General features: G+C 46.2%; 20 protein-coding genes. All 20 read left to right on the top strand.

Annotated features, from left to right (window positions below; translation table 11 throughout):
* Positions 1–60 precede the first annotated feature (60 nt).
* The 20 genes from MCG98_RS12520 to MCG98_RS12425 all read left to right on the top strand — a co-directional run bounded on the left by MCG98_RS12520 (position 61) and on the right by MCG98_RS12425 (position 23770).
* Complete coding sequence (locus MCG98_RS12520; protein WP_240302286.1) at positions 61–1446, top strand: sodium:alanine symporter family protein; 1386 nt, start codon at positions 61–63, stop codon at positions 1444–1446.
* 45 nt (positions 1447–1491) lie between these two features.
* Positions 1492–3054 carry a ClC family H(+)/Cl(-) exchange transporter gene (locus MCG98_RS12515; RefSeq protein WP_240302285.1) on the top strand — a complete coding sequence of 521 codons (1563 nt, stop codon included), beginning with the start codon at positions 1492–1494 and terminating at the stop codon, positions 3052–3054.
* 81 nt (positions 3055–3135) lie between these two features.
* A complete protein-coding gene (locus MCG98_RS12510) occupies positions 3136–4521 on the top strand; it encodes an aminopeptidase (RefSeq protein ID WP_345891720.1) in 1386 nt (461 codons plus the stop codon).
* 100 nt (positions 4522–4621) lie between these two features.
* Positions 4622–5497 (top strand): undecaprenyl-diphosphate phosphatase, encoded by an 876-nt coding sequence (locus tag MCG98_RS12505; RefSeq protein ID WP_240302283.1) that lies wholly within the window; start codon positions 4622–4624, stop codon positions 5495–5497.
* 51 nt (positions 5498–5548) lie between these two features.
* On the top strand, positions 5549–7984 hold the full coding sequence (locus MCG98_RS12500) for a DNA translocase FtsK (protein ID WP_240302282.1): 2436 nt from the start codon (positions 5549–5551) through the stop codon (positions 7982–7984).
* A 120-nt stretch (positions 7985–8104) separates the two neighbouring features.
* Entirely contained in the window at positions 8105–9247 is a 1143-nt protein-coding gene (locus MCG98_RS12495; RefSeq protein ID WP_240302281.1) for a chitobiase/beta-hexosaminidase C-terminal domain-containing protein, read from the top strand.
* A 90-nt stretch (positions 9248–9337) separates the two neighbouring features.
* Positions 9338–10225, top strand: a complete 888-nt coding sequence (locus tag MCG98_RS12490; protein ID WP_240302280.1) for a sulfide/dihydroorotate dehydrogenase-like FAD/NAD-binding protein — start codon at positions 9338–9340, stop codon at positions 10223–10225.
* Positions 10225–11619, top strand: coding sequence for an NADPH-dependent glutamate synthase (gene gltA / locus MCG98_RS12485; RefSeq protein ID WP_240302279.1), 1395 nt, complete (start codon positions 10225–10227; stop codon positions 11617–11619). Before MCG98_RS12490 ends, gltA begins: the two co-directional genes overlap by 1 nt.
* Before the next feature lie 125 nt (positions 11620–11744).
* The gene (locus MCG98_RS12480; RefSeq protein ID WP_240302278.1) at positions 11745–11900 is read left to right on the top strand and encodes a hypothetical protein; all 156 of its coding nucleotides are present in this window, start codon (positions 11745–11747) and stop codon (positions 11898–11900) included.
* Positions 11901–11902: 2 nt separating this feature from the next.
* Positions 11903–12202: an LPS biosynthesis protein gene (locus MCG98_RS12475; RefSeq protein WP_240302277.1), complete on the top strand. Its 300-nt coding sequence runs from the start codon at positions 11903–11905 to the stop codon at positions 12200–12202.
* Between the two features lie 65 nt (positions 12203–12267).
* Positions 12268–12747 carry a 23S rRNA (pseudouridine(1915)-N(3))-methyltransferase RlmH gene (rlmH, locus tag MCG98_RS12470; protein WP_240302276.1) on the top strand — a complete coding sequence of 160 codons (480 nt, stop codon included), beginning with the start codon at positions 12268–12270 and terminating at the stop codon, positions 12745–12747.
* A gap of 346 nt (positions 12748–13093) precedes the next feature.
* Positions 13094–15475, top strand: coding sequence for an ABC transporter permease (locus MCG98_RS12465; RefSeq protein ID WP_240302275.1), 2382 nt, complete (start codon positions 13094–13096; stop codon positions 15473–15475).
* 12 nt (positions 15476–15487) lie between these two features.
* Positions 15488–16258 (top strand): ABC transporter ATP-binding protein, encoded by a 771-nt coding sequence (locus MCG98_RS12460; RefSeq protein ID WP_240302274.1) that lies wholly within the window; start codon positions 15488–15490, stop codon positions 16256–16258.
* 7 nt (positions 16259–16265) lie between these two features.
* Positions 16266–16946 carry a response regulator transcription factor gene (locus tag MCG98_RS12455; RefSeq protein ID WP_240302273.1) on the top strand — a complete coding sequence of 227 codons (681 nt, stop codon included), beginning with the start codon at positions 16266–16268 and terminating at the stop codon, positions 16944–16946.
* Positions 16933–18207 carry a HAMP domain-containing sensor histidine kinase gene (locus MCG98_RS12450; protein WP_240302272.1) on the top strand — a complete coding sequence of 425 codons (1275 nt, stop codon included), beginning with the start codon at positions 16933–16935 and terminating at the stop codon, positions 18205–18207. The genes MCG98_RS12455 and MCG98_RS12450 overlap by 14 nt, the downstream gene beginning before the upstream one ends.
* 95 nt (positions 18208–18302) lie before the next feature.
* Positions 18303–18977, top strand: a complete 675-nt coding sequence (locus tag MCG98_RS12445; RefSeq protein WP_240302271.1) for a response regulator transcription factor — start codon at positions 18303–18305, stop codon at positions 18975–18977.
* Between the two features lie 32 nt (positions 18978–19009).
* Complete coding sequence (locus MCG98_RS12440; protein WP_240302270.1) at positions 19010–19996, top strand: sensor histidine kinase; 987 nt, start codon at positions 19010–19012, stop codon at positions 19994–19996.
* A gap of 87 nt (positions 19997–20083) precedes the next feature.
* Entirely contained in the window at positions 20084–20851 is a 768-nt protein-coding gene (locus MCG98_RS12435; protein ID WP_240302269.1) for an ABC transporter ATP-binding protein, read from the top strand.
* Positions 20754–22832 carry an FtsX-like permease family protein gene (locus tag MCG98_RS12430; protein ID WP_240302268.1) on the top strand — a complete coding sequence of 693 codons (2079 nt, stop codon included), beginning with the start codon at positions 20754–20756 and terminating at the stop codon, positions 22830–22832. The genes MCG98_RS12435 and MCG98_RS12430 overlap by 98 nt, the downstream gene beginning before the upstream one ends.
* Before the next feature lie 122 nt (positions 22833–22954).
* Complete coding sequence (locus tag MCG98_RS12425) at positions 22955–23770, top strand: CAP domain-containing protein (RefSeq protein ID WP_240302267.1); 816 nt, start codon at positions 22955–22957, stop codon at positions 23768–23770.
* Positions 23771–23784: the final 14 nt, after the last annotated feature.

Here is a 23784-nt window from a genome sequence, read left to right as displayed (position 1 = left end):
AGTAATAAAGGAAGTCCTTACTGTATATAGTAAGAGGAACAACGATGCTTTGAGGTCGGAATGGAAAAAGCCGCGGAAATTTTAAGACGGATTGATGATATCGTGTGGGGCCCGGCGATGATCATTTTTATATTGGGGACGGGAATCTGGCTGATGATCAAAATGAGATTCCTGCCGGTCCGCAACCTGGGCTACGCATTGAAGTGTGTACTCGGGCGGGATTCCAGAACGAAGGATGACAGCGACGGAGACATCTCGTCTTTCTCCTCACTGATGACGGAGCTGGCCGCAACGATCGGAACAGGCAACATCGTGGGCGTGGCGACTGCAATGGTCTTAGGCGGTCCGGGGGCGCTGCTCTGGATGATGCTTTCTGCACTGACTGGCTTTTCCACGAAATTCGCAGAGAGCATGTTGTCAGTCAAATACCGGGTCGTCAATGAACAGGGCGAGATATCAGGCGGACCGATGTATACGATGCGACAGGCATTCCCAAACCGGAGGATGGGCCAGCTGTTCGGTACGCTGTTTGCGTTATTTGCTGTGTTTGCTTCTTTTGGCATTGGGAATATGACACAGTCCAACTCGATCGCAGCGGCAATGAAAGAGACTTTTGGGATATCGGAGGGGCTGACAGGTCTGGCAGCCACCCTGTTCGCGATATTTGCCATCCTTGGAGGCATCAAGTCCATTTCCCGCGTGACTCAGATTCTCGTACCGTGTATGGCAGTTTTCTATATGGCTGGTGCGCTGGCAGTCATCTTCATGAATATAGAGAACCTTCCGGGAGGAATTGCCGCGATCGTCACGATGGCATTTTCACCCCGGGCTGCCGCCGGGGGAATGGGAGGCACGCTGGTCGTATCCGCACAGCAGGCATTGCGTTGGGGGGTATCCAGAGGTGTATTTTCCAATGAGGCCGGTCTTGGGGCGGCAGGGATAAGTGCGGCGGCTGCGAATACCGATGATCCCGTACGACAGGGATATATCAGTATGACGGGTGTATTTTTTGATACAATCGTTATCTGCCTGGTGACAGGTCTTGCATTGGCTGCTTCAGGCGTACTGGGGATGACAGATGCTTCCGGGGAGCTGGTGACAGGATCTGCCCTGACCATAGCAGCTTTTTCTACAACCTTTGGGAACTGGGGAGGCTATCTGGTCAGTATCGGTATCGCACTGTTTGCATTTGCGACGATCATCGCCTGGGAATATCAGGGTGAAAAGGCCTTTGAGTTTCTTGTAAAGAAGCCGAAATACTGTATTGTCTATCGCTTTTTGTATGCATTGGCTGTGTTCCTGGGAGCCACCTGTGCGCTGGATGTGGTGTGGGATTTTTCGGATATTATGAATGCGCTGATGGCGGTCCCGAATCTGATCTGTGTGCTGCTGTTGTCAAAAACTGTGACCGATGAAATAATAAAACACCAGAAACTGATAAAGTGAAGAGATTTACAGGAGATGAAACCGTGTGAAATTTGGAGGAGGCATATGAAGAAAGATACTACCAGCACGATCAAACGTGCAGAACGTTTCCAGATCATTCTGATCGGCGAGGGGATACTGGTCGGTGCGGCCGCCGGTCTCGTGGTAATGCTATACCGCATATGTCTGGAAAAAGCAGGAGAATGGCTGCCAGTCATTCTGGATAATGCAAAGCAGTCGCCGCTTCGTATGGCCGGCTGGTTTCTGATCTTACTGCTGCTGGCGTTTACCGTCGGCAGATTATTAAAATGCGAACCAATGATCTCAGGAAGCGGAATTCCGCAGCTGGAAGGGGAAATGACAGGAAAACTGGATCAGAAATGGTGGAGAGTGCTGCCGGCCAAGTTTCTGGGCGGTTTTCTGTGTCTTCTGGGAGGGCTGGCACTTGGGCGTGAAGGCCCCTCAATTCAGATCGGTGCCATGGTCGGCAAAGGAATTTCAAAAGGAATGGACCGTGGAAGGACGGAGGAACGGTTTCTGCTGACATGCGGTGCGAGCGCCGGATTATCAGCCGCATTTCACGCGCCTCTCGCAGGCGTCATGTTTTCGCTTGAGGAAGTACATAAGAACTTTTCTGTTTCGGTGCTGTTGTCTGTCATGACGGCATCCCTTACGGCAGATTTTTTGTGTTCTGCGATTCTTGGCTCAGAGTCAGTCTTTCAGTTTGGAATAGAAAATGCCCTGCCGCAGAGATATTATTGGATGATACTGCTTCTCGGTGTGATCCTGGGACTCTTGGGGGCGTTTTATAACTGGTTTACTTTAAAAGTCCAGATGCTGTACAGCAATGCAAAGTTTCTGAATTCCACCATGAAATTGATGATTCCTTTTATCTGTGCGGGAATTCTGGGCTTTACCTGTCCGGAACTTCTCGGAAGCGGACATGCTCTGATCGAACATCTGACGGCAAATGATGCATTGCTGGGAACTGTGCTGCTTATCCTGGCAGGACGTTTTGTCTTTTCGGCAGTCAGTTTCGGCTCCGGAGCGCCCGGTGGTATTTTCTTTCCGCTGCTGGTGCTTGGCGGTTTTATCGGAGGCGCATATGCGACGGCCGGCGTACAGTATTTTGGAATGGATCCGGTCTATATCAATAACTTTGTACTGCTCGCAATGGCAGGGTACTTTGCCGCTATAGTACGCGCACCGCTCACCGGAATCATCCTTATCTTTGAGATGACGGGATCCTTAAGTCAGATGCTTTCTCTGTCGATCGTATCTGTGATGGCGTATATCACAGCGACCTTGCTGCGGTCAAAACCAATTTATGAAAGTCTTCTGGAACGCCTGCTGAAGAAACAGGGGCAGACGGTCTCAGAAGAACAAGGGCAGAAAATGCTGGTGAATTATGTGGTGCATCACGGTTCGAGACTGGAGGAGGTATTGATCAGTGAGATTGACTGGCCCCGGAACTGTCTGCTGGTGGCAATACAGCGCGGTACAGAAGAACTGATTCCCAAAGGCAGAACGAAGCTGCTGGCCGGGGATGTGATCGTCACCATGATGGACGAAAGAGACCATGCGGCTGTCCATGATAAAATGGAGCGGCTGTGCTGCGAGATGTTTTGATTTGTGAAAATCGTTTCAGGTTCACGTGCCATGCAGAATGTGTTATACTATTGCATGTTATAATATAAGAAGACAGGAGTGATAACAGTGAATAAGAAAAGTATATGGACTGAATATAATGAAGATCAGAAGCAGGAACTGAACGAAATATGTGAAAAGTACAAAGATTATCTGACCACAGGAAAGACTGAGCGGGAATGCGTCAGCATTATGATAAAAGAAGCAGAAGCATGCGGCTACCGTAACCTGAAGAGTATCATTCAGGCAAAAGAAAAACTGAATCCGCAGGACCGGGTTTATATCGAAAAAATGGGGAAATCCGTTTTGTTTTTTCAGGTAGGGGAGGAGAGTCTGGAACAGGGAATGAATATCCTGGGTGCACATATCGATTCTCCGCGCCTGGATGTAAAACAGGTTCCTCTCTATGAAAAATCAGAGCTTGCATATCTGGATGCCCATTATTACGGCGGCATAAAAAAATATCAATGGCTTGCGATCCCACTTGCGATTCACGGGGTTGTTGTAAAGAAGGACGGCACCGTTGTTAATATATCAATCGGGGAAAAAGAATCGGATCCCGTATTTGTCATGTCAGATCTTCTCGTGCATCTTTCCTCCAAACAGATGAAACAGAATGCCGGCACATTTATAGACGGAGAGCAGATGGATCTTCTGATCGGCAATATGCCGATAGGCGCAGAGGAGAAGGAGAGCGTAAAACTCTGTGCGCTGAATATCTTAAGTGAGGCATACGGCATCGCAGAAGAAGATTTTATGTCCGCTGAACTGGAGATTGTGCCGGCCGGCGCAGCCAGGGACTGCGGTCTTGACCGCAGTATGGTGATGGGTTACGGACAGGATGACCGGGTGTGTGCATTCACTTCCTTTATGGCGATGATGGAACTGAAAAAAGCCAGAAAAACCTGCTGCTGTATTCTGACGGACAAAGAAGAGATCGGCAGTGTCGGTGCAACAGGCATGCACTCACGCTTTTTTGAGAATGCTGTTGCTGAATTACTGGAATGCTCAGAGGATTATTCTGAACTCAGGCTCAGACGGGCTCTTGAGAATTCCAAAATGATGTCATCGGATGTCAGTGCGGCATATGATCCAATGTACGCAGACGTATTTGAAGACAAAAACTCTGCATATTTCTCACGCGGCATCGTGCTTAATAAATATACGGGGAGCCGCGGAAAAAGCGGCAGCAATGATGCAAATCCGGAGTACATCGCAGCTTTGCGCGCGATCCTGGATAAAAACGGTGTCTATTACCAGACAGCAGAACTCGGCAGGGTAGATGCAGGAGGCGGCGGGACGATCGCCTATATCATGGCGAACTATGGAATGAATGTTATCGACTGCGGGGTGGCGGTACTCTGTATGCATGCACCGTGGGAGGTTGCAAGCAAAGCCGATATCTATGAGGCAGTAAAATGCTATCGCAGTTTTTTGAAGGAAGCTTAGCATAAAGAAAAACGGCAAAGACTCCAAAAACATCGTTTGTATATCGAAAAAACCTATGGTATAATACTGAAGTGTATGACAATAAGGGTGGTTAAAAAGGATGAGTTTATTACAGGCAATACTTATGGGGATTATACAGGGATGTACGGAGTTTCTGCCAGTCAGCAGTTTTGGACACCTGTCGCTTATGAAACAGGTGCTGCATATGCAGACGGATACGGGGATTTTATTTGATGTAATGCTGCATGTCGGAACTCTGACAGCAGTTTTTGTTGCGTTTTGGGCGGATATCAGGCGACTTTTTTGGGAAATGATACGGATGATCCGGGATTTGGCTGCAAATGGACAAATATATTTTCAGAATCTCAGCGGCAGCGAAGAACGCAGATATCAGAAAATCGTACATAATAATTACCGTAAATTTATCATGATGATTTTCATATCCACGATTCCCACAGTTATCATCGGCGTACTGATGAATCATCTGGCTGTTCAGGCTGCCGGGTCCCTGCTGGCCGTAGGGACGGGGCTTTATATCACGAGTGTGATGCTGCTGGTTGTGGATTACAGCAAAGAAGGAAAAAAACTTCCGCGGGAGGTTGGTTATGGCTATGCACTTCTTATCGGAGTTTGCCAGGGGATTGCTGTGTTTCCAGGTATCTCGCGTTCCGGTGTTACGATCGCCGCCTGCCTGCTCTGCGGATTTCATAAAAAATTTTCTGTTAAGTATTCGTTTATTATGTCCATCCCGGCTGTTATCGGCGCTGCCGTGTGGGAGCTCAGGGAACTTCCAAAGGTTTCATTCAACACAGCCTCCTTTTTTTACGGGCTGGCGGGAGTGGTGACCGCAGCAGTTGTCGGATTTTTCTGTATCAAAATAATGCTGCATTTGATAAAGAAGAGCAGGTTCCGTTTTTTTGCACTTTACTGCTTTTTGATCGGAACAACTGCAATCATATGTAATTATGTTTTATGATACCGGAGTCAAACGGACGCAACATCATTATTAAAAGGGGAGCAAAAGGTTATGGCAGCAACACAGAAAAAAAAATCTGTCCGGAAAAATACCCGGCAGACAAACAAAAGAACAACATCCAAACGCGCCGGAGCAAAAAACAGCAGTCCGGTCTATCAGGACATCATCGTCCTGCTTGTCCTGGCAGTTTCTATTGTACTGTTCATCAGTAATTTTGGAATCGGAGGAGTCGTCGGCAATGCAGTCAGCTCTTTCTTTTTCGGGATTTTCGGTCTGATGGCATATGTATTTCCAGCACTGCTGTTTGCCGGAACGGCATTCTATATATCAAATCATAAAAATTCTCTGATATTCAGAAAAATGTCAGGTCTGATCGGATGCATTTTCTTCCTGTGCGGATTTCTTCATCTCCTGACTGTGGGAGACGGAGGGTATACTCTGATCGAGAGTTTTAAGCTGTGTGCGAAAGAAAAAATCGGCGGCGGTATTACCGGGGCCTTTGAGGCATGGCTGTTCGGTCTGGCTTTCGGAGAAATCGGTGCGTACGTGATCGTCATCGCAGGTCTCGTAATATCAGCGATCATCATGACCCAAAAGCCGGTGGTCTCCTCACTCCGCAAATACAGTTCCAGGGCATACCAGAATGTTTCAAAAGCACATCAGGAATATAAGGAAAATAAACCGCAGCGGGATGCAAAACGTGCCAAACGCCAGGAGGTGGAAGTTGACTTTAATTTAAAAGAGGATTCTGATACGGAACAGGGAACAACGGATACCCCGAAGGAGATAAAAACGTTCAGTTTTCTCGATGAACTTACACTGCAGAAGGAACCGCCTGCTGAAGAGAGTCAGCCGGTTTTGGCGACCGTATTCCATCCGGAAGAAGCAAAAATCCCTGCTTTTGAGGAAAAGCAGGAGCCACAGAAGAAAAAACGCGCGTCAAAAAAAGAAGTGCAGGAGAGTGTCTTGGAAATCAAAGGTGAACTTTCTGAAGAAAGCTCGGAAAGCCATATAGCTGAAGAATACCAGTTTCCACCTGTTTCACTGCTCACCAAAGGCAGCGGAGGGAAAAACGGTAATACGGCACAGTCTTTAAAGGCTACTGCCCTGAAACTTCAGCAGACGCTTAAAAATTTCGGTGTCAATGTCACGATCAGCGATATCAGCTGCGGACCAACGGTAACGCGTTATGAACTTCAGCCGGATCAGGGAGTTAAGGTGAGTCGGATCGTGAACCTGGCAGATGATATTAAGCTGAATCTGGCTGCTGCTGATATCCGAATCGAAGCTCCGATACCAGGTAAGGCTGCTGTAGGCATCGAGGTACCCAATAAAACAAACAGCGCCGTGCTGCTGCGTGAGCTGCTGGAATCCGATGCTTTCCAGGAACATCCCTCATCCATTGCATTTGCCGTGGGAAAAGACATCGCAGGACAGCCTGTGATTTCAGATATTGCAAAAATGCCGCATCTGCTGATCGCGGGGGCAACAGGATCAGGTAAATCAGTTTGTATCAATACACTGATCATGAGCATTCTGTACAAAGCAAATCCAGATGATGTCAAGCTGATCATGATCGATCCGAAAGTTGTCGAACTCAGTGTGTATAACGGCATCCCGCATCTCTACATCCCGGTTGTGACTGAACCGAAAAAGGCAGCAGGCGCTCTGAACTGGGCCGTCGCGGAGATGACGGAACGCTATAATAAATTTGCAGAATACAATGTACGGGATCTGAAAGGATACAACGCGAAAGTCAGCAGGATATCCGGAATCGATGATGAAACCAAGCCGAAGAAAATGCCGCAGGTCGTCATTATTGTGGACGAGCTTGCCGACCTTATGATGGTTGCACCGGGAGAAGTGGAGGATGCGATCTGCCGTCTGGCACAGCTTGCAAGAGCCGCTGGCATTCATCTGATCATTGCGACACAGCGTCCGTCTGTAAATGTCATTACCGGCCTTATCAAAGCGAATATGCCATCCCGCATAGCATTTTCAGTATCGTCAGGAGTCGATTCGAGAACGATACTGGATATGAACGGGGCAGAAAAACTGCTCGGTAAGGGAGATATGTTGTTTTACCCTCAGGGATATCAGAAACCTGCCCGTGTACAGGGCTCCTTTGTTTCAGATAAGGAAGTGGCAGATGTAGTGGAATTCCTTGCGAAGACGCACGGTGTGTCGGAATATGATTCAGAAGTGGAGGATAAGATCAATCATCACAGTACAGCAGAGGCATCCCCTGCGGATACCGCAAGTGAGCGTGATGAATACTTTGTACAGGCGGGACGTTTTATCATAGATAAGGACAAGGCATCTATTGGAATGCTTCAGAGGATGTTCAAAATCGGATTCAACCGTGCCGCCAGAGTCATGGATCAGCTCAGCGATGCAGGGGTAGTAGGGCCGGAGGAAGGCACAAAACCCAGAAAAATCCTGATGAGTATGGAAGAATTCGAAAATTATATTGAAGAATCACTGTAATTGCCTTATGATTAAAGAGTATAGCCGCAGCAAAAGTGCGGCAAGGGAGGAAAGGTTGAAAGGGAGCTTTCACCCATCCCTGATTGGAGCCGCAGCAAAAGTGCGGCAAGGGAGGAAAGGATGAGATGTTCATATTGCGGTGCCCCGGTAGAAAAGGGAAGGGTTTTCTGCCTCAACTGCGGAGAAGAAATACAATGGGTGCCTGAATATCATGCGATTGGTTCTTACCGTTCCAACGAACAGACGAATCAGCAGCGTGCATCTAAAGAGATGGCTTATCCGCGGATGCAGCCGGTACAGAAAGAGCCGGAGAGGAAACCTGAGAAGCCTAAGAAGAAAAAATGGCCGTTTGTTTTTGTGTTTTTTCTGGCTGTTATAGCGGCAGCCGTAGGAATCTTATTATATCAGGAATATACAAGACAACAGCAAAATCAGTCGTTTGATTATCAATACAAAATGGCGGAGGAAACATGGCGGGACCAGAATTATGAGGAAGCCATCGGCTATATTGAGCGTGCGGTCACATTGGACGCTGAAAATCAAGATGCAAAGCTTCTGAAAGCGCGGATTCTGTATGATTCCGGACAGAAAGGAAAGTGCGCTGAGTTCTTAGAGTCTGTGATCGGTGAACACCCTGACAGTGAGGATGCATATTCTTTATTGATTCAGATTTACGAAGAAGACGGTGATACGGATTCTGTCAGGCAACTCGTTGAAAACATAAGCGATGCAGGAATCAGAGATGTATTCTCTGAATATCTGCCGGCAGAAGTTCAGTTTACTCCTGTTGCAGGAGATTATCAGGAACTGATGACGGTTGAATTGTATACAGAAGGTACGCAGAAATGTATCATCTATTATACGACGGACGGAACGATTCCAACGGAAGACAGTGAGCCTTATAAAGTTGGTATTCCGCTGACTGAGGGAACAACAACGATCAGAGCCGTTGCAGTCAATGAACGGGATATTCCGGGCGATATAAAGAGCAGCACCTATGAAATTGTGATACCCATGCCGGAAGTACCCGTTATCTCACCGGCATCAGGGGAGTATCAGAGTTCATCAGGTTTACAGATTGAAATAGCCGTTCCTGATGGCTGTACAGCATATTATTCTTTTGACGAAAAGCCGACGGCCGGGAGCACAAAATATACCGGTCCTGTGGCGATGCCTCAGGGTGAGTATACATTTTATGCGATCATTGTAAACCAGAATGGAAAGGAAAGTTACCCGGGCAGTGCCACTTACGTTGTAAAGTAGAAAATTCCAATACACATACAAATGACATTCTGCATGGGGGACATAGTGGAAGTCGTATGAAAATATCAATAAGATTAAGAGGAGGAAGTTATGTACAAGATTCGAGAAGCAAAACAACTTACGGACAACATTTTCCTTATGGATGTTGAAGCGCCGCGTGTTGCAAAACACTGCCATCCGGGTCAGTTCATTATTGTAAAGATTGATGAGGAGGGGGAACGTATTCCGCTCACGATCTGTGATTATGACAGTGAAGAAGGAACAGTCACCATCGTATTCCAGATTGTAGGGGCATCGACTCTTCAGATGTCAAAATTAAAGACAGGTGATGCATTCGCAGATTTTGTAGGACCTCTTGGAAGACCTTCAGAATTTATAGAAGAGGATATCGAGTCACTGAGGAACAAAAAAATCCTGTTTGTGGCAGGCGGCGTTGGAACAGCACCGGTTTATCCTCAGGTAAAATGGCTGCACGAGCGCGGAATAACAGCGGATGCCATCGTTGGAGCTAAGACGAAGGATCTCGTGATCCTTGAAAAAGAAATGGAAGAGGTCAGCAATCTGTACATAACAACGGACGACGGTTCTTATAAGCGAAAAGGTATGGTTACGGAAGTAATCAAAGATCTCGTACAGAATGAGGGTAAGACTTATGATGTAGTAGTTGCGATCGGGCCGATGATCATGATGAAATTCGTCTGTCTGCTGACCAAAGAACTTGGACTTCATACGATCGTCAGCATGAATCCTATTATGGTGGATGGAACCGGTATGTGCGGAGCATGCCGCCTTACCGTGGGAGATGAAGTGAAATTTGCCTGTGTTGACGGACCGGAATTCGACGGTCATCTGGTGAATTTTGATGAAGCGATGAAAAGACAGCAGCTGTATAAAACAGAAGAAGGCCGTGCTTATCTGAAAGAGAAAGAGGGAGATACCCATCACGGCGGATGCGGACATTGCGGAGGTGAAGAATAATGGCAGATGTATTAAAGAAAGTTCCTGTAAGAGAACAGAATCCAAAAGTCAGAGCAACCAACTTTGAAGAAGTGTGCTACGGATATAACCAGGATGAAGCGATGGAAGAAGCCGTGCGCTGTATTAACTGTAAAAATGCAAAATGCATTACAGGATGCCCTGTTTCCATTGACATTCCGGCTTTCATCTCGCAGGTGAAAGAAGGGAATATCGCAGAGGCATATCAGATCATCAGCAAGTCAAGTGCACTTCCTGCAGTCTGCGGACGTGTATGCCCTCAGGAAAGCCAGTGTGAAGGAAAGTGTATCCGAGGCGTCAAAGGCGAGCCCGTGTCCATCGGTAAACTGGAACGTTTTGTAGCTGACTGGGCAAAAGAGAACGGAATCAAACCGAACGCTCCTACCGAAAAAAATGGACATAAAGTGGCTGTGATCGGTTCCGGACCGGCAGGCCTTACATGTGCCGGTGATCTGGCAAAACTGGGATATGACGTTACTATTTTCGAAGCACTCCATAAAGCAGGAGGTGTTCTGGTCTATGGTATTCCGGAATTCCGTCTTCCGAAAGATAAAGTTGTTGCAGAAGAAGTTGCAAATGTAGTGTCTCTGGGTGTGAAGCTTGAGACGAATGTTATCATCGGAAAATCAACAACCATCGATGAACTCCTGACTGAAGAAGGGTTCGAAGCAGTATTCATCGGTTCCGGTGCAGGACTCCCCATGTTCATGGGAATTCCGGGTGAAAATGCAAACGGGGTGTTTTCAGCAAATGAATATCTGACCAGAAATAATCTGATGAAGGCATTCCGCGATGATTATAAAACACCGATCATGGTTGGCAGGAAAGTAGCCGTCGTAGGCGGCGGCAATGTGGCAATGGACGCTGCAAGGACTGCACTTCGTCTCGGAGCCGAAGTACATATTATTTACAGAAGAAGTGAAGCAGAACTCCCGGCGCGTGTGGAAGAAGTACATCATGCCAGGGAAGAGGGAGTCAATTTCAATCTTCTGACAAATCCGACAGAGATTCTTGTTGATGATAACGACTGGGTACGCGGGATCAGATGCATCCGCATGGAACTCGGAGAGCCTGATGAATCAGGAAGAAGAAGACCGGTTGAAATTCCGGGATCTGAGTTTGAAATCGATGTGGACACTGTCATCATGTCCCTCGGAACGTCTCCGAATCCGCTGATCTCTTCTACGACCTACGGTCTGGATGTTAACAGAAGAAAATGTATTATCGCAGATGAGGAGTTCGGAAAGACCTCAAAAGATGGTGTGTATGCCGGCGGCGATGCCGTGACAGGCGCAGCTACAGTAATCCTGGCAATGGGGGCAGGACGTGCGGGAGCCAGAGGAATCCACGAATACCTTTCAGCTAAACGGACATGACGCCTGATGGCCTGTTTGTTTATACGGGTTAGCCTGTCCAATGTCTGTGCAGAGGGGCAAGCTTGCTTGCACAGATGCACAGCCGCTGTACGTGACTTTTACAGAAAATAAAAGGAGGTATCATTATGCCGGATAATGCAAAATGCAGTAACGACAGACCGTGCAGCTGCCCTAATTCCAGCTGCGTAAATCATGGGAAATGCTGTGCATGCGTAGCCCATCACAGGGATGTATACGGCGGTATACCAAATTGCTTTAAGAAAGAAGATTCGGAGGACTGAGGATGAGAATCGACGGGAATGATTTAATGAAACAGGAAATCCAGGCATCGAAGGCAGGAAATGAGGATGAATCCTGGCGCCTGAAACAGGAATTCCTGAAACAGGTACGTGATAATGGAGATCACTGCTCATGTCCGGAAGCCTGTCCGCACCATGGCAACTGCTTTGAATGCGTGACATTGCACCGCGGTCATCAGGACCATCTGCCTTACTGTATGTGGGAGATGGTCAATCAGAAGATGAAGGCGATCTCTCAGCTGACAGAAGGCTCCTTCTGCACCAGATGCCAAGAGAATCAGTAGTTTGAATAACGGAATGTTGCACCTGTAAGATGTAACATTCCGTTATCTTTTATGAGGGTTTTATTATGAAGATTACATGTCTCACCGTAGGAAAGGTGAAAGAAAAATTTTATACACAGGCCATCGCCGAGTTTGTAAAAAGACTTGGAAAATATGTAAAACTGGAGATAAAGGAAGTGCCTGACGAAAAAACGCCGGACAAGGCTGGCGAGAAACTGGAAGTACAGATCAGGGATACCGAAGGCTTGAAACTTTTGAGATATATCCGTGATACTGACTATGTGATCGCACTGGCAATAGAAGGTGAAATGCCGGATTCTGTACAGCTGGCTGGCAGGATTGAACAGCTGGGCGTCTGCGGGGTCAGCCATATCGTCTTTGTCATTGGCGGGTCTCTGGGGCTAGGCAGCGAAGTACTGCGCCGTGCTGATTATAAACTCAGTTTTTCACGTATGACGTTTCCTCACCAGCTGATGCGTGTGATACTGCTGGAACAGATATACAGGTGTTTCAGAATCATCAACGGGGAACCATATCACAAATAGGATGATAACCGGGTTTTCTGTTCATACCCGGTTATCCCGGCATAGAGTCCCAGTGATTTGAAAAAGCTGTGTTTCCTCACAGAAAGAATCCAGATGGACAAAAATTCTATGCAGATCATTTCTAAGACTGTCAATACATTCAGTGCCAAATCTATGTTAGTACCCCTCATTCTCCGGCAAGATCTACTGTTTTCAGCTATATCCTATTCAGACTGTCGTTTCAGGAAAAATCCGTATTAAAAATATATGGCATTTTTAAGGATTTTTTCATAATTCCTCCGCTATACTGTAGTTAACGTTAGACAACCGGTTGTTAAGCGTCATTAAAAAGGGAAGGAAGTTCCTCATGATACGACGAATATTAAAAAAAGACCTGAGGCGGAGGAAAAGTGTCAATCTGATTCTTTTTCTGTTTATTACGATGGCCACAATCTTTCTGGCAAGCAGCATGAACAACATCCTGGTAGTAATGTCATCCGTGGATTATTATATGAGCTATGCCAACGTACCGGATCTGACGCTGATCGTCACCGGAGACAGCGAGAAGGAACAGATTGACCAATGGCTGGAGACGGATGAAGCCCGGGTGAGTGCGTACAGCTACTATACGATGCTCGGACTGACTCAAAAGAGCGTTACCATTCATAAAAAAGCAGAGCAGGCGCAGCTTGATTCCGGAGGTGCAAGTATCTATCTGGGATCGACAGATACTCGATACTGCCGTGTGTTTGACCTGGACGGAAACGAGCTGACACTCTCCGGCGATGAAATCGGTTTGAGTCAGTCCGTAATGGAAAAAAACAAACTTAAAAAAGGGGATTCGATCGTCCTGGGATCCGGGGGTGTAAAAAAAGAATACCGGATCAAGACGGCTGTAAAAGATGCTGCTTTTGGAAGTGAAATGGTTGGTATGACCAGGATTGTTGTAAATCCGTCAGAATATGGATCATATACAGACGCAGACAGCAGCAGCATATTCAGCCTGTACTTCGTGGATACCGACAACATCTCTGAGTTTAACGATGCGTTGAATAATCAGGGATTTACAACCCTTGTCAATACGATCACAAGAGATACTTATACACTGGTGTACTCCTTCGACATGGTTATGGCGGCGCTGCTTATTCTGATTGGAATCTGCCTGATAATGATCGCACTGCTGGTACTGCGCTTCACTCTGGTATTTACGATTGAAGAAGATTACCGTGAGATCGGGATCATGAAAGCGATCGGAATGAAAGAATTCGCGGTTAAAAAAATTTACCTGGTAAAATATTTTGCGCTTGTCAGTATCGGTGCCCTGATCGGTTTTACACTCAGCATTCCGATAAGCAGTGTGATGGTATCCGGTGTCAGCAGGAACATGATCATGGAGGACAGCAGTGCCAACATAGGCATTAACATTCTGTGTACTTTGTTTATTGTCATACTGGTTCTGGCATTTTGTTATATCTGTACGAGGAGACTGAATAAAATTTCTGTGATTGACGCCATAAAAGGCGGACACTCCGGTGAAAGCTATAAACACAGAGTTGGTATGAGACTTCACAGGCGCAGCCGCATGCCGGTATGGATGTACCTTGGCTTCAATGATATCCGGAAGCATCCGAGAAGATACTTCGTACTTATGATTACCTTCTGTATCAGCTTCATCCTGATCACGATACCGCTGAATACACTCAACACCATGCAGAGCCGGGAGATGGCAGGTAAATTTTCCATGGATCCGGACAGCGCCGTCTACTTAAGGGATATCGAGCTTGCAGGGGAGGGCAGCTATAAAACCAGCAGAGAACTCCGTCAGGGACTGAAGCGGGTTGAGAAAGAACTGCAGGAACAGGGCTATCAGGCAAAGCTTACCGGAGTTCCGATCTACTTCTTTTCCTACTCAGCGCAAGGTTCCGACGCTCTGAGCAAACTTATGACGGTTCAGTCTCTGGGAGATAATGATGATTATCTGCTGTATGAGGACGGAGAAGCACCGGTACTCTCCAATGAAATCGCGGTTTCAACACTGCTTATGGAAGAAAAAAACTGGAAAATCGGGGATTTCATAGAAACTGAGCTCGGCGGACAGACACGAAGTTTCATGATCACCGGGACCTATTCGGATTATATGCAGCTGGGAAAAAGTATACGTATGAACCCGGAAATAGATTTAGACGACGAAGCAATGTTTGACTGCTGGAACATCATGGTCGATATGACAACAGATAAAACACAGGAAGAGATGGCTGCAAAACTTGGTGAAAAGTTTCCGGAATATGAATGGTCCAGTGCCCAGGAGGTAATTGACAGAAATGTCGGAGGCATCCAGCAGTCGCTTCGGGATTTACTCTTTCCAATGACTGCCATGCTCTGTGCCGTTATCATGCTGATCACGCTGTTGATGGAGCGGCTCTTCATCGCGCGGGAAAAAGGTGAAATTGCCATGATGAAGAGTGTCGGATATCGACACAGAACCATAAAGCTCTGGCAGGTATCCCGTATGATCTGGGTCGCACTGATCTCCATGGCGGCAGCGGTGCCGCTGTCCCTGTTCAGCAATCACTGGATCCTGAAACCAATATTCGCTATTATGGGCGCAGACGTTACGATCCAGGTTGTTCCCTGGCAGGCTTACGGTATATTCCCGGGGATTCTGCTGGTCGGAATTATACTTGCGACATTTACAGCGACGGGAAAAATCAGGAAAATCAATATACGCGAACTTAACAACCTGGAATAGGAGGACAGTGAAATGGGAGTCTTAACTGTAGAGAATCTATGTAAAACCTATATCACAAATAAGCGTCAGAATAATGTGCTGAGAAATGTGAACCTGAGAATTGAGGAGGGTGAAATGGTCGGCATTATGGGTCCATCCGGGTCCGGAAAGACGACATTGCTCTATACAGTCAGCGGGATGGACGGTGTAACAGCCGGCAGTGTGAATTTTTTTGGAAAAGAACTTACCTCATTGAATACGGGGGAGATGAGCGACCTGCGGCTGACTGAGATGGGATTTGTGTTCCAGCAGATGTATATGCTGAAAACCCTTTCAATATATGATAATATTATACTGCCGGCGTACCAGTCACCGGCAGGAAAGAGCAAACAGGGAAGAGCCAATGTTGATGATTACGCTAAAATCCTCATGCAGAAGCTTGGAATCAGCAAAGTTGCTGAGAATGATATCAACGAGGTATCGGGAGGACAGCTGCAGAGAGCCTGCATATGCCGAAGCCTTATCAATCATCCGAAAATTATATTTGCCGACGAGCCCACGGGGTCTCTGAACAAGCAGAATTCCATAGAGGTAATGGAAGAACTGAATCGTATCAATGCCGATGGAACCAGCATTCTGCTGGTGACACATGATATGAAGGTTGCATCCAAATGTGAACGCGTCCTGTACATCGAGGACGGGAACATCCGGGATGAAATCAGCATTGGGAAATGGAACAGGACAGGAGAACCCGGCAGACGTGAAAGAACATTAAATGACTGGCTGATCAAATTGGGATGGTAATAAATTTATGAAGGATATTTTACTTGTTGAGGACAACGTGGAACTGGCAGAATTGATACAGACGTTTCTGGTAAAAAACGGGTATTCTGTATTCCACGCTGCCCGGGGGGAGGATGCCGTATGTTATCTGAAGAAGCATGACGTACGGCTCCTGCTTCTTGATATCATGCTTTCTGAGATGGACGGTTTTGCCGTCTGCCGTTCCGTAAGGGAGCTGCGAAATCTTCCGATACTTATCATGAGCGCGCGTTCAGGCAAATCTGATAAGCTCAAAGGTTATGAACTCGGTGCCGATGATTATATGGAAAAACCGGTAGATCCCGAAATACTGACAGCCAAGATAAGGGCACTGCTTCAGCGTTTTGACGGGAGAATGGAAAACCTGGATATGATCCGGTCCGGCGCACTCACCATACATCAGGACGCCAGGAAAGTGTATCTGGATGACAAAGAACTGCCATTGAATGTGAAAGAGTATGAACTGCTTCTTTTGTTTGTTAAGAATCCGGGAAAAACGCTGCTGAAGGAGTTTATTTTTGGACAGATATGGGGAATGGACAGCTCCAGTGAAAATCAGACTTTGACTGTTCATATCAAAATGCTGCGCACGAAAATTGAATGCAGTCCAAGGGAACCGAAGCGGATTCAGACTGTCTGGGGAGTGGGTTACCGATATGAAGAAATATAACGCCATTATGATATGTTCCATTGTGTTCTGTCTGCTAATATCCATGATCGCAGGCTATGGGATTGTACACATGAAACCGGACAGAGATGAGAGATACAAAGTAGAGATAAACCGTATTTACCACAGTCTCCAGAATGGCAGCTCTCCGGAATCGATAGATCTGAACGAGTACCGGTATGTTGATAACATTACTTATCTGTCTGCCGCAGAACTTCAGGAGAAAAATGGGGCAGACGATTTCTTTTTGGAAGAAAACCACAGCGGAATCAGTATACGCCCTGCATATTATGAGGATAAACTGGAAGGTTTCTGGAGATTTGATTACCGCAGGCCTTCGATTCATACCGGAGAGATACTCCTCCTGACCGAACTATGTTTTGGTGTTATGGGGCTTTTTTTTGTTATCCTTTTATTTTATCTGAAGTCACAATTGATCAATCCGTTTCTCAGGATTAAAAATCTCCCATATGACCTGGCAAAAGGCCATCTGTCCGGCATTGTCACGGAAGAAAAAAGCAGATTCTTCGGTGATTTTCTGTGGGGCATCGGGCTTTTAAAAGATACACTCCAGACCTCAAAGAAGAGACAGCTCGAGCTTGAACGTGAAAAGAAAAAAATGCTGTTATCCCTGTCACATGACATTAAGACCCCGCTTCATATGATCCGGCTGTATGGAAAGACACTGGAAGAAGAGATGTACCGTGATGATTCCCAAAAAACACATGCTGCCCACCAGATTGGTGAAAAAGCAGCTGAGATTGAGCAGTACGTTGAGGAGATCATGAAAAACTCCAGAGAAGATATTCTGGATATTCAGGTCAATGACGGAGAATTTTATCAGGACGATCTGATCAGAAGGCTGCGGGACACTTATGAGGAAAAGTGCCGGATGCGAATGATCGATCTGAAGATCGGACAGTATGAAAACCTCCTGCTGAAGGGGGACCTGGAGAGATCTCTGGAGGTTCTGGGAAATATTATGGAGAATGCTTTTAAATACGGAGACGGAAGACGTATTGAGATCTCTTTTCACGAGGAGGACTATTGTCATCTGATCCGCATCTATAATACAGGCGAACCGGTTACAGATCATGAGTTCAATCATATTTTTGAAAGCTTTTTCCGTGGCGGCAACAGTGGCGGACAGGAGGGCAGCGGTCTCGGATTGTATATATGCATGGAAATCATGAGGAGAATGAGTGGTGCAGTCTTTGCAGAAAAAGATGACAGTGGAATGGCATTTGTTCTGGTTTTCAGATAACTTATTGATAAGTATAAATTTGCCATCAGATACTGTATGCTTTATAATTTAACAGTATCAATCTGATGAATTTGATTTATTATGAGGATTAACAGATGAAAAGAAATATTATGATTATCGAAGATGAACAGGAGATCCGCGAAGAGCTGGAAATGGTTTTGCTGGCGGCAGGATATGAGGTGGCAATACCGGAAACCCTGGAACACGTACCGGAACAGGTTCACACCGGAAAACCGGACCTGATTCTCCTGGATATCCAGCTGCCCTTTATGGATGGATATGAAATCTGCCGGGAAATACGAAAATTCTCCAAAGTTCCGATTATCTTTGTAACAGCAAGGAATACGGCAATGGATGAACTGAAGAGTCTGATGACCGGTGGTGATGACTATATCGTCAAGCCGTATCACGTCCCCATTCTTATGACAAGGATTAAAAATCTGCTGGCAAGAGTATATCATAACGAGGAACCGGAGCAGTCCAGGATCGTATACAGGGATGTCATACTGGAATTGCTTTCCGGCAAAATTATTTACGCCGGAAAGGAAACAACCCTGACCAGAAATGAACTGAAAATTCTGTATTATTTGTTTTCGCATCCGGGTGACATTGTACCACGGGTTGATCTGATCGAATATCTGTGGGAGAATGAGCTTTATATTGATGACAATACACTGAGCGTCCATATTACACGGCTACGTAATAAACTGAAAGACATTGGAGCCGGACAGATGATCGAGACCAGGAGAGGGATGGGATATCAGATATGAATATCTTTCGTTATTTAAGAGACCATACACCTATGATGTTGTTAAACATGACAGGCATGTTTTTTCTGGCACTGTATCTGAGGGTAATGTCTGTCCCGCCTGGTTCCATACTTCTGATCCTCAGCGTGTGGGGAAGTATCTCCGTGTTCTGCCTTGTCATCCGCTGCATCACCAGAAAAAGGCATTACGACGGGATGTGGAATGTCTTAAATGAGATACAGGAAAAGTATCTCTTTCCAGAGATCGTAAAATGCCCTTATACGGAAGAAGAACGCCAGTATTACGATATCATGCAGGTGATATCAAAATCCATGCTGGATAAGATTGAGCAGGTACAAAGAGAAAAGAGGGAGTACAGGGAATATATTGAACAGTGGGTACATGAGCTGAAAGTTCCGCTCACAGCTGTGCGCCTTACCTGTGAAAACCATAAGGAAGAAATGTCCAGAAAGATACTTGCTGAATTTGAAAAGCTGAACAACAGTGTCGAGATGGTACTCTATTATGCACGCATGGACGGAGTGGAAAAGGATTATCTGATTCGTGAGACTCATCTTGCAGCAATTGTTAAAAACTGTCTGGCGCAGTGCCGGACAGCATGGATCAGAGCAGGAATTACGGTTTCCGTAGATATCTCAGATCAGGCGGTATATACGGATGAAAAATGGGTCGGATTTATCCTGAGTCAGATTCTGTGGAACAGCTATCAGTACCGCAGAACGGAGCGTCCGCGGGTAAGAATATACACGGAGAAAGGACCGGCAGACAGTAATACCGTATTCTCGCTGGCAGTGGAAGACAACGGATCCGGCATCCCCTGGGAGGAGATCGAACGGGTTTTTGATAAAGGGTTTACCGGAACGAACGGACGGAATTTTAAAAAGTCAACGGGCATGGGACTGTATATATGTAAGAAACTCTGCGGACATCTTGGAATAGGAATACGTATAACCTCGTTCCCCGGAAACTGGACCAGAGTATTTCTGGATTTTCAATGTCAGCCATTCAATCAATCTTAAGAAATCTTAAGGTTCTGATAAGCGACCAGCATACCTTCCGACGAGGACCCATGATAAAATAAAGACAGCGATAAGGAGGAGCAGAGTATGGGCAGCTTATTAAAGGTAGAGGACATTGTAAAGATCTACGGCAATAAAAATAACGTTACGAGAGCGCTGGAAGATGTAAGTTTTGAAGTACAAAGAGGCGATTTTATTGGGGTCATGGGACCCAGCGGTTCAGGAAAGACGACACTTCTGAATTGTATTGCCACGATAGACAGGGTAAGTGCCGGACATATATACCTTGAAGGCAATGATGTCTCTGGTATCAGTAAAAAAGAGATTGCGCGGTTCCGCAGGGAAAATCTTGGATTTGTGTTCCAGGACTTCAATCTTCTGGACACACTTACGATCGAGGAAAACATAGCACTGGGACCGGTACTGCAGGGCATGAGTCCGCAGGAAGTAGAACGAACGGTACAGGATACGGCATCAAAGCTCGGAATCACAGACATTCTGGGGAAATTCCCCAATCAGGTGTCGGGAGGTCAGAAGCAGCGGGCCGCCTGTGCGCGTGCGATGGCCACGGATCCCAGGCTGATTCTGGCCGACGAACCGACCGGTGCGCTGGACTCACATTCTTCCAGACAGCTCCTGAACTTAATGGAGCGCCTGAATCATGATATGAATGCAACGATCTTAATGGTCACCCACGATCCCATGTCTGCAAGTTACTGCAGCCGGATCCTTTTCATGAAAGACGGCAGGCTTTACAATGAGATCCGAAGAGGGAAAAAAGAGCGCAGAGAATTCTATCAGAGGATCCTGGATGTGCTGGCTGTTCTGGGAGGTGATGGATTTGATGGCAGATAAAATGATCCGAACATTATCTCTTAGAAATGCAAAACGGCAGGCCACAGATTATACCATCTACATCATTACCATGATCATTTCCGTGGCGGTGCTCTATACCATCAATGCGACCGTGACATCTGAAAATCTGGATATCTTCGGCGGTATGAGCAGTACCTTCATGGCACTTTTGTACATCCTGGATCTGATCGTGATACTGATCGTGGGCTGGCTTGTCAATTATATGATGCGTTTTATGCTGGAAAAGAGAAGCAGGGAATTTGGCATGTACTTCCTGATGGGGATGGAGAGCAGTCAGGTGTCGGGGATGTTCCTGAAAGAAAATTTCTTTATTGGCGCAATGTCCCTGGTTGCAGGTGTTTTTGCAGGAGGGATTCTGTATCAGCTGATACAGTCACTCATCATGCATATTTTTGAACTGGACTTCAGTTTCAGCATTACGTTTTCCGCCAGAGCCCTGCTGCTTACGATCACATGTTATCTTATCATCCTGTTGTTTGCAGCGTTTCGGAGCCGCAGAAAACTGAAAAAAGTAGAGATCCACAGCCTGCTTTATCTGGATCAGGCGAATGAAGAGACGATCTTAAACGCACCATGGAAAAATCGTTTTCTGTTTCTTTGTTCCATCCTGTGTCTGCTGACAGGTGTAGCAGTTATCTACTGTGGATTTGGACTCGACAGGATGGATGCCATGACAGCAGTGCTCATTGCCCTGATTTCGTTTGGGCTTGGAATTTTCACATTTTATCACTGTGCAGGCGCTTTTTTCGCATGGCTTCTTACTCATAATAAAGATTGGAAATATAAGGGACAGCGGATGTTTCTTGTGAGAATGCTGACTTCCAAAATCAACACCATCAGCACGACCCTGTCTGTGATAGCTATCTTATTTACCCTTGCCATTATCTGCATGTCTGAAGGGGTGCTTTTAAAAGATGTGAGTGAGAAAAACGTAACGGATACGATTTCTTTTGATATTCAGGCAACAGCGGAGAGAAAAAAAGTGATCGATCAGGTGGAAGATGCAATCCGGGACACACAGAAAGTAGCAGGTGTATGGACATATCAGCTTTATGAGACAGCGGAGACCAAGCTGTACCGGGTAATCACAAATCGCGAGCTGAACTCTGGCAGATTATACGAGACGGATTATGTGATGAAGCTCAGTGACTACAATGAGTTGCGGAAAATGAAGGGTTTGGAAACCCAGGCGTTAGAGGATGACGAGCTTCTTATCCACTGTCGGAATATTGTTTCTGAAGATTTTAAAAAACATTTCATCAGACAGCAGGAAACGATTGATCTGGGAGCTGTGACATACAGATGCAAGGCTGTATATGATGAGGCTTTCTCACAGTACTGGTTTAACGGCATGACATATCTGATCGTCCTGCCTGACGAAGCAGCCTGTCTGCTGGAACCTGAGGATCATTATAAATGTGTCAGTGAAATCAATGGCCGGGTTAATGATGATCTGAAAAATATTCTGGCAGATGAAATGGGTGTAAGGTTTTCGGAAGATCTTTCTTTTTCAGCGATTTTATCATCAGAACTGTCGGTTGATATTCAGCAGTACTCCATGTTGGAACAGAGAAAGGGAAATGTCTTGTTTTCGTTTCCTATATTTTATATCGCCTTTGTACTTGTAATAGCAGCTGCTACGGTCCTGTCTGTACAACAGCTCAGTGATATTGCCAAATACAGGAGAAGATACTGCACCATGGAACAGCTGGGGCTTGACACAGATAAGAAAGAAAAAACGATATTCATTCAGGTCCTGCTGTTTTTCATGATGCCGGCAGTCCTTCCCGCATTTATCTCAGGCTATGCGATCATAGGAACAGGGACGATCTATGCTACTGGAATGCAGGCTGCGTGGATCATGAAAGTCTATCTTCTGGTCCTTGCGGCTTTTCTGGTGATTCACACGATTTATTTTTTGGCTTCCTATCTGCAGTTTCGCAAGATGATAGACGAGTAACCGGTTCATTACCAATTATTACTTGTAGTATTCTTATTTTGTATATGATATTATCCTTCTTGTAACAAAAATGTAATTATTTAATAATGCATTTGTAATATCCATCAACGATAGGAGGTATCATGAAGAAACATTCATTATTTGCAGCTGTCATGGCAGCTGGTGCCGTCGGAAGTATGACGATTCCCGTGCATGCGGCAGATCTTGGTAACGTGGAAGAGCAGTTAAAGACGAATGGTTATGCCGTAATCGTGGAACAGGCGGGCAGCCAGGAAGAATTAAATAAGATTTTATCAGAGCTTAAAGGTAAGTTCTGCGATATTCACTTGAACTGGCAGGACTGTCCTGACATCGCACCGCCTGAAAATAATGTGCCGGATGCGGATGCACCTGGAGAAACACCGGATACGGATAAACCGGACACGGACGCACCGGACACGGACGCACCGGACACGGATGCACCGGACACAGATGCACCGGATACCGATGTGCCGGGGACGGATGTACCGGGAGCAGACGGTAACACACCGGGAACAGATACGGATAAACCTGAAACGGGAGAACGAACCTTCGCAGAACAGGTTGTGGATCTTGTCAACGCTGAGAGGGCAAAAGCAGGACTGAACGCCCTGACTATCGATCAGAGCATCGCGTCAGCAGCACTGGTGAGAGCAAAAGAGACAGAAACTTCCTTTTCTCATACCCGCCCGGATGGAAGAGCATTCAGCTCAGTTTTGACAGACAATGGAATTTCTTTCCGAGGGGCCGGTGAAAACATTGCCTGGGGACAGCGTACCCCGGAGGAAGTAATGAACGGCTGGATGAACAGTGATGGACACAGAGCCAATATTCTGAACGCAGAATTCACAAAAATTGGAGTGGGATACTATCAGAATTCCGCAGGGACAAATTACTGGACTCAGCTTTTTACATACTAATATCCAAAGACACA

It is taken from the genome of Ruminococcus sp. OA3 (genome assembly GCF_022440845.1).
GTDB lineage: Bacteria > Bacillota > Clostridia > Lachnospirales > Lachnospiraceae > Ruminococcus_G.
The sequence above is the reverse complement of the archived record's forward strand: the minus strand, read 5'-3'. Positions and strand labels throughout refer to the sequence as shown.

Coding starts and splice junctions, on each gene's coding strand:
- MCG98_RS12520 (WP_240302286.1), top strand. CDS start 61: ATGGAAAAAGCCGCGGAAATTTTAAGACGGATTGATGATATCGTGTGG.
- MCG98_RS12515 (WP_240302285.1), top strand. CDS start 1,492: ATGAAGAAAGATACTACCAGCACGATCAAACGTGCAGAACGTTTCCAG.
- MCG98_RS12505 (WP_240302283.1), top strand. CDS start 4,622: ATGAGTTTATTACAGGCAATACTTATGGGGATTATACAGGGATGTACG.
- MCG98_RS12500 (WP_240302282.1), top strand. CDS start 5,549: ATGGCAGCAACACAGAAAAAAAAATCTGTCCGGAAAAATACCCGGCAG.
- MCG98_RS12495 (WP_240302281.1), top strand. CDS start 8,105: ATGAGATGTTCATATTGCGGTGCCCCGGTAGAAAAGGGAAGGGTTTTC.
- MCG98_RS12490 (WP_240302280.1), top strand. CDS start 9,338: ATGTACAAGATTCGAGAAGCAAAACAACTTACGGACAACATTTTCCTT.
- gltA (WP_240302279.1), top strand. CDS start 10,225: ATGGCAGATGTATTAAAGAAAGTTCCTGTAAGAGAACAGAATCCAAAA.
- MCG98_RS12480 (WP_240302278.1), top strand. CDS start 11,745: ATGCCGGATAATGCAAAATGCAGTAACGACAGACCGTGCAGCTGCCCT.
- MCG98_RS12475 (WP_240302277.1), top strand. CDS start 11,903: ATGAGAATCGACGGGAATGATTTAATGAAACAGGAAATCCAGGCATCG.
- rlmH (WP_240302276.1), top strand. CDS start 12,268: ATGAAGATTACATGTCTCACCGTAGGAAAGGTGAAAGAAAAATTTTAT.
- MCG98_RS12465 (WP_240302275.1), top strand. CDS start 13,094: ATGATACGACGAATATTAAAAAAAGACCTGAGGCGGAGGAAAAGTGTC.
- MCG98_RS12460 (WP_240302274.1), top strand. CDS start 15,488: ATGGGAGTCTTAACTGTAGAGAATCTATGTAAAACCTATATCACAAAT.
- MCG98_RS12455 (WP_240302273.1), top strand. CDS start 16,266: ATGAAGGATATTTTACTTGTTGAGGACAACGTGGAACTGGCAGAATTG.
- MCG98_RS12450 (WP_240302272.1), top strand. CDS start 16,933: ATGAAGAAATATAACGCCATTATGATATGTTCCATTGTGTTCTGTCTG.
- MCG98_RS12445 (WP_240302271.1), top strand. CDS start 18,303: ATGAAAAGAAATATTATGATTATCGAAGATGAACAGGAGATCCGCGAA.
- MCG98_RS12440 (WP_240302270.1), top strand. CDS start 19,010: ATGATGTTGTTAAACATGACAGGCATGTTTTTTCTGGCACTGTATCTG.
- MCG98_RS12435 (WP_240302269.1), top strand. CDS start 20,084: ATGGGCAGCTTATTAAAGGTAGAGGACATTGTAAAGATCTACGGCAAT.
- MCG98_RS12430 (WP_240302268.1), top strand. CDS start 20,754: ATGAGATCCGAAGAGGGAAAAAAGAGCGCAGAGAATTCTATCAGAGGA.
- MCG98_RS12425 (WP_240302267.1), top strand. CDS start 22,955: ATGAAGAAACATTCATTATTTGCAGCTGTCATGGCAGCTGGTGCCGTC.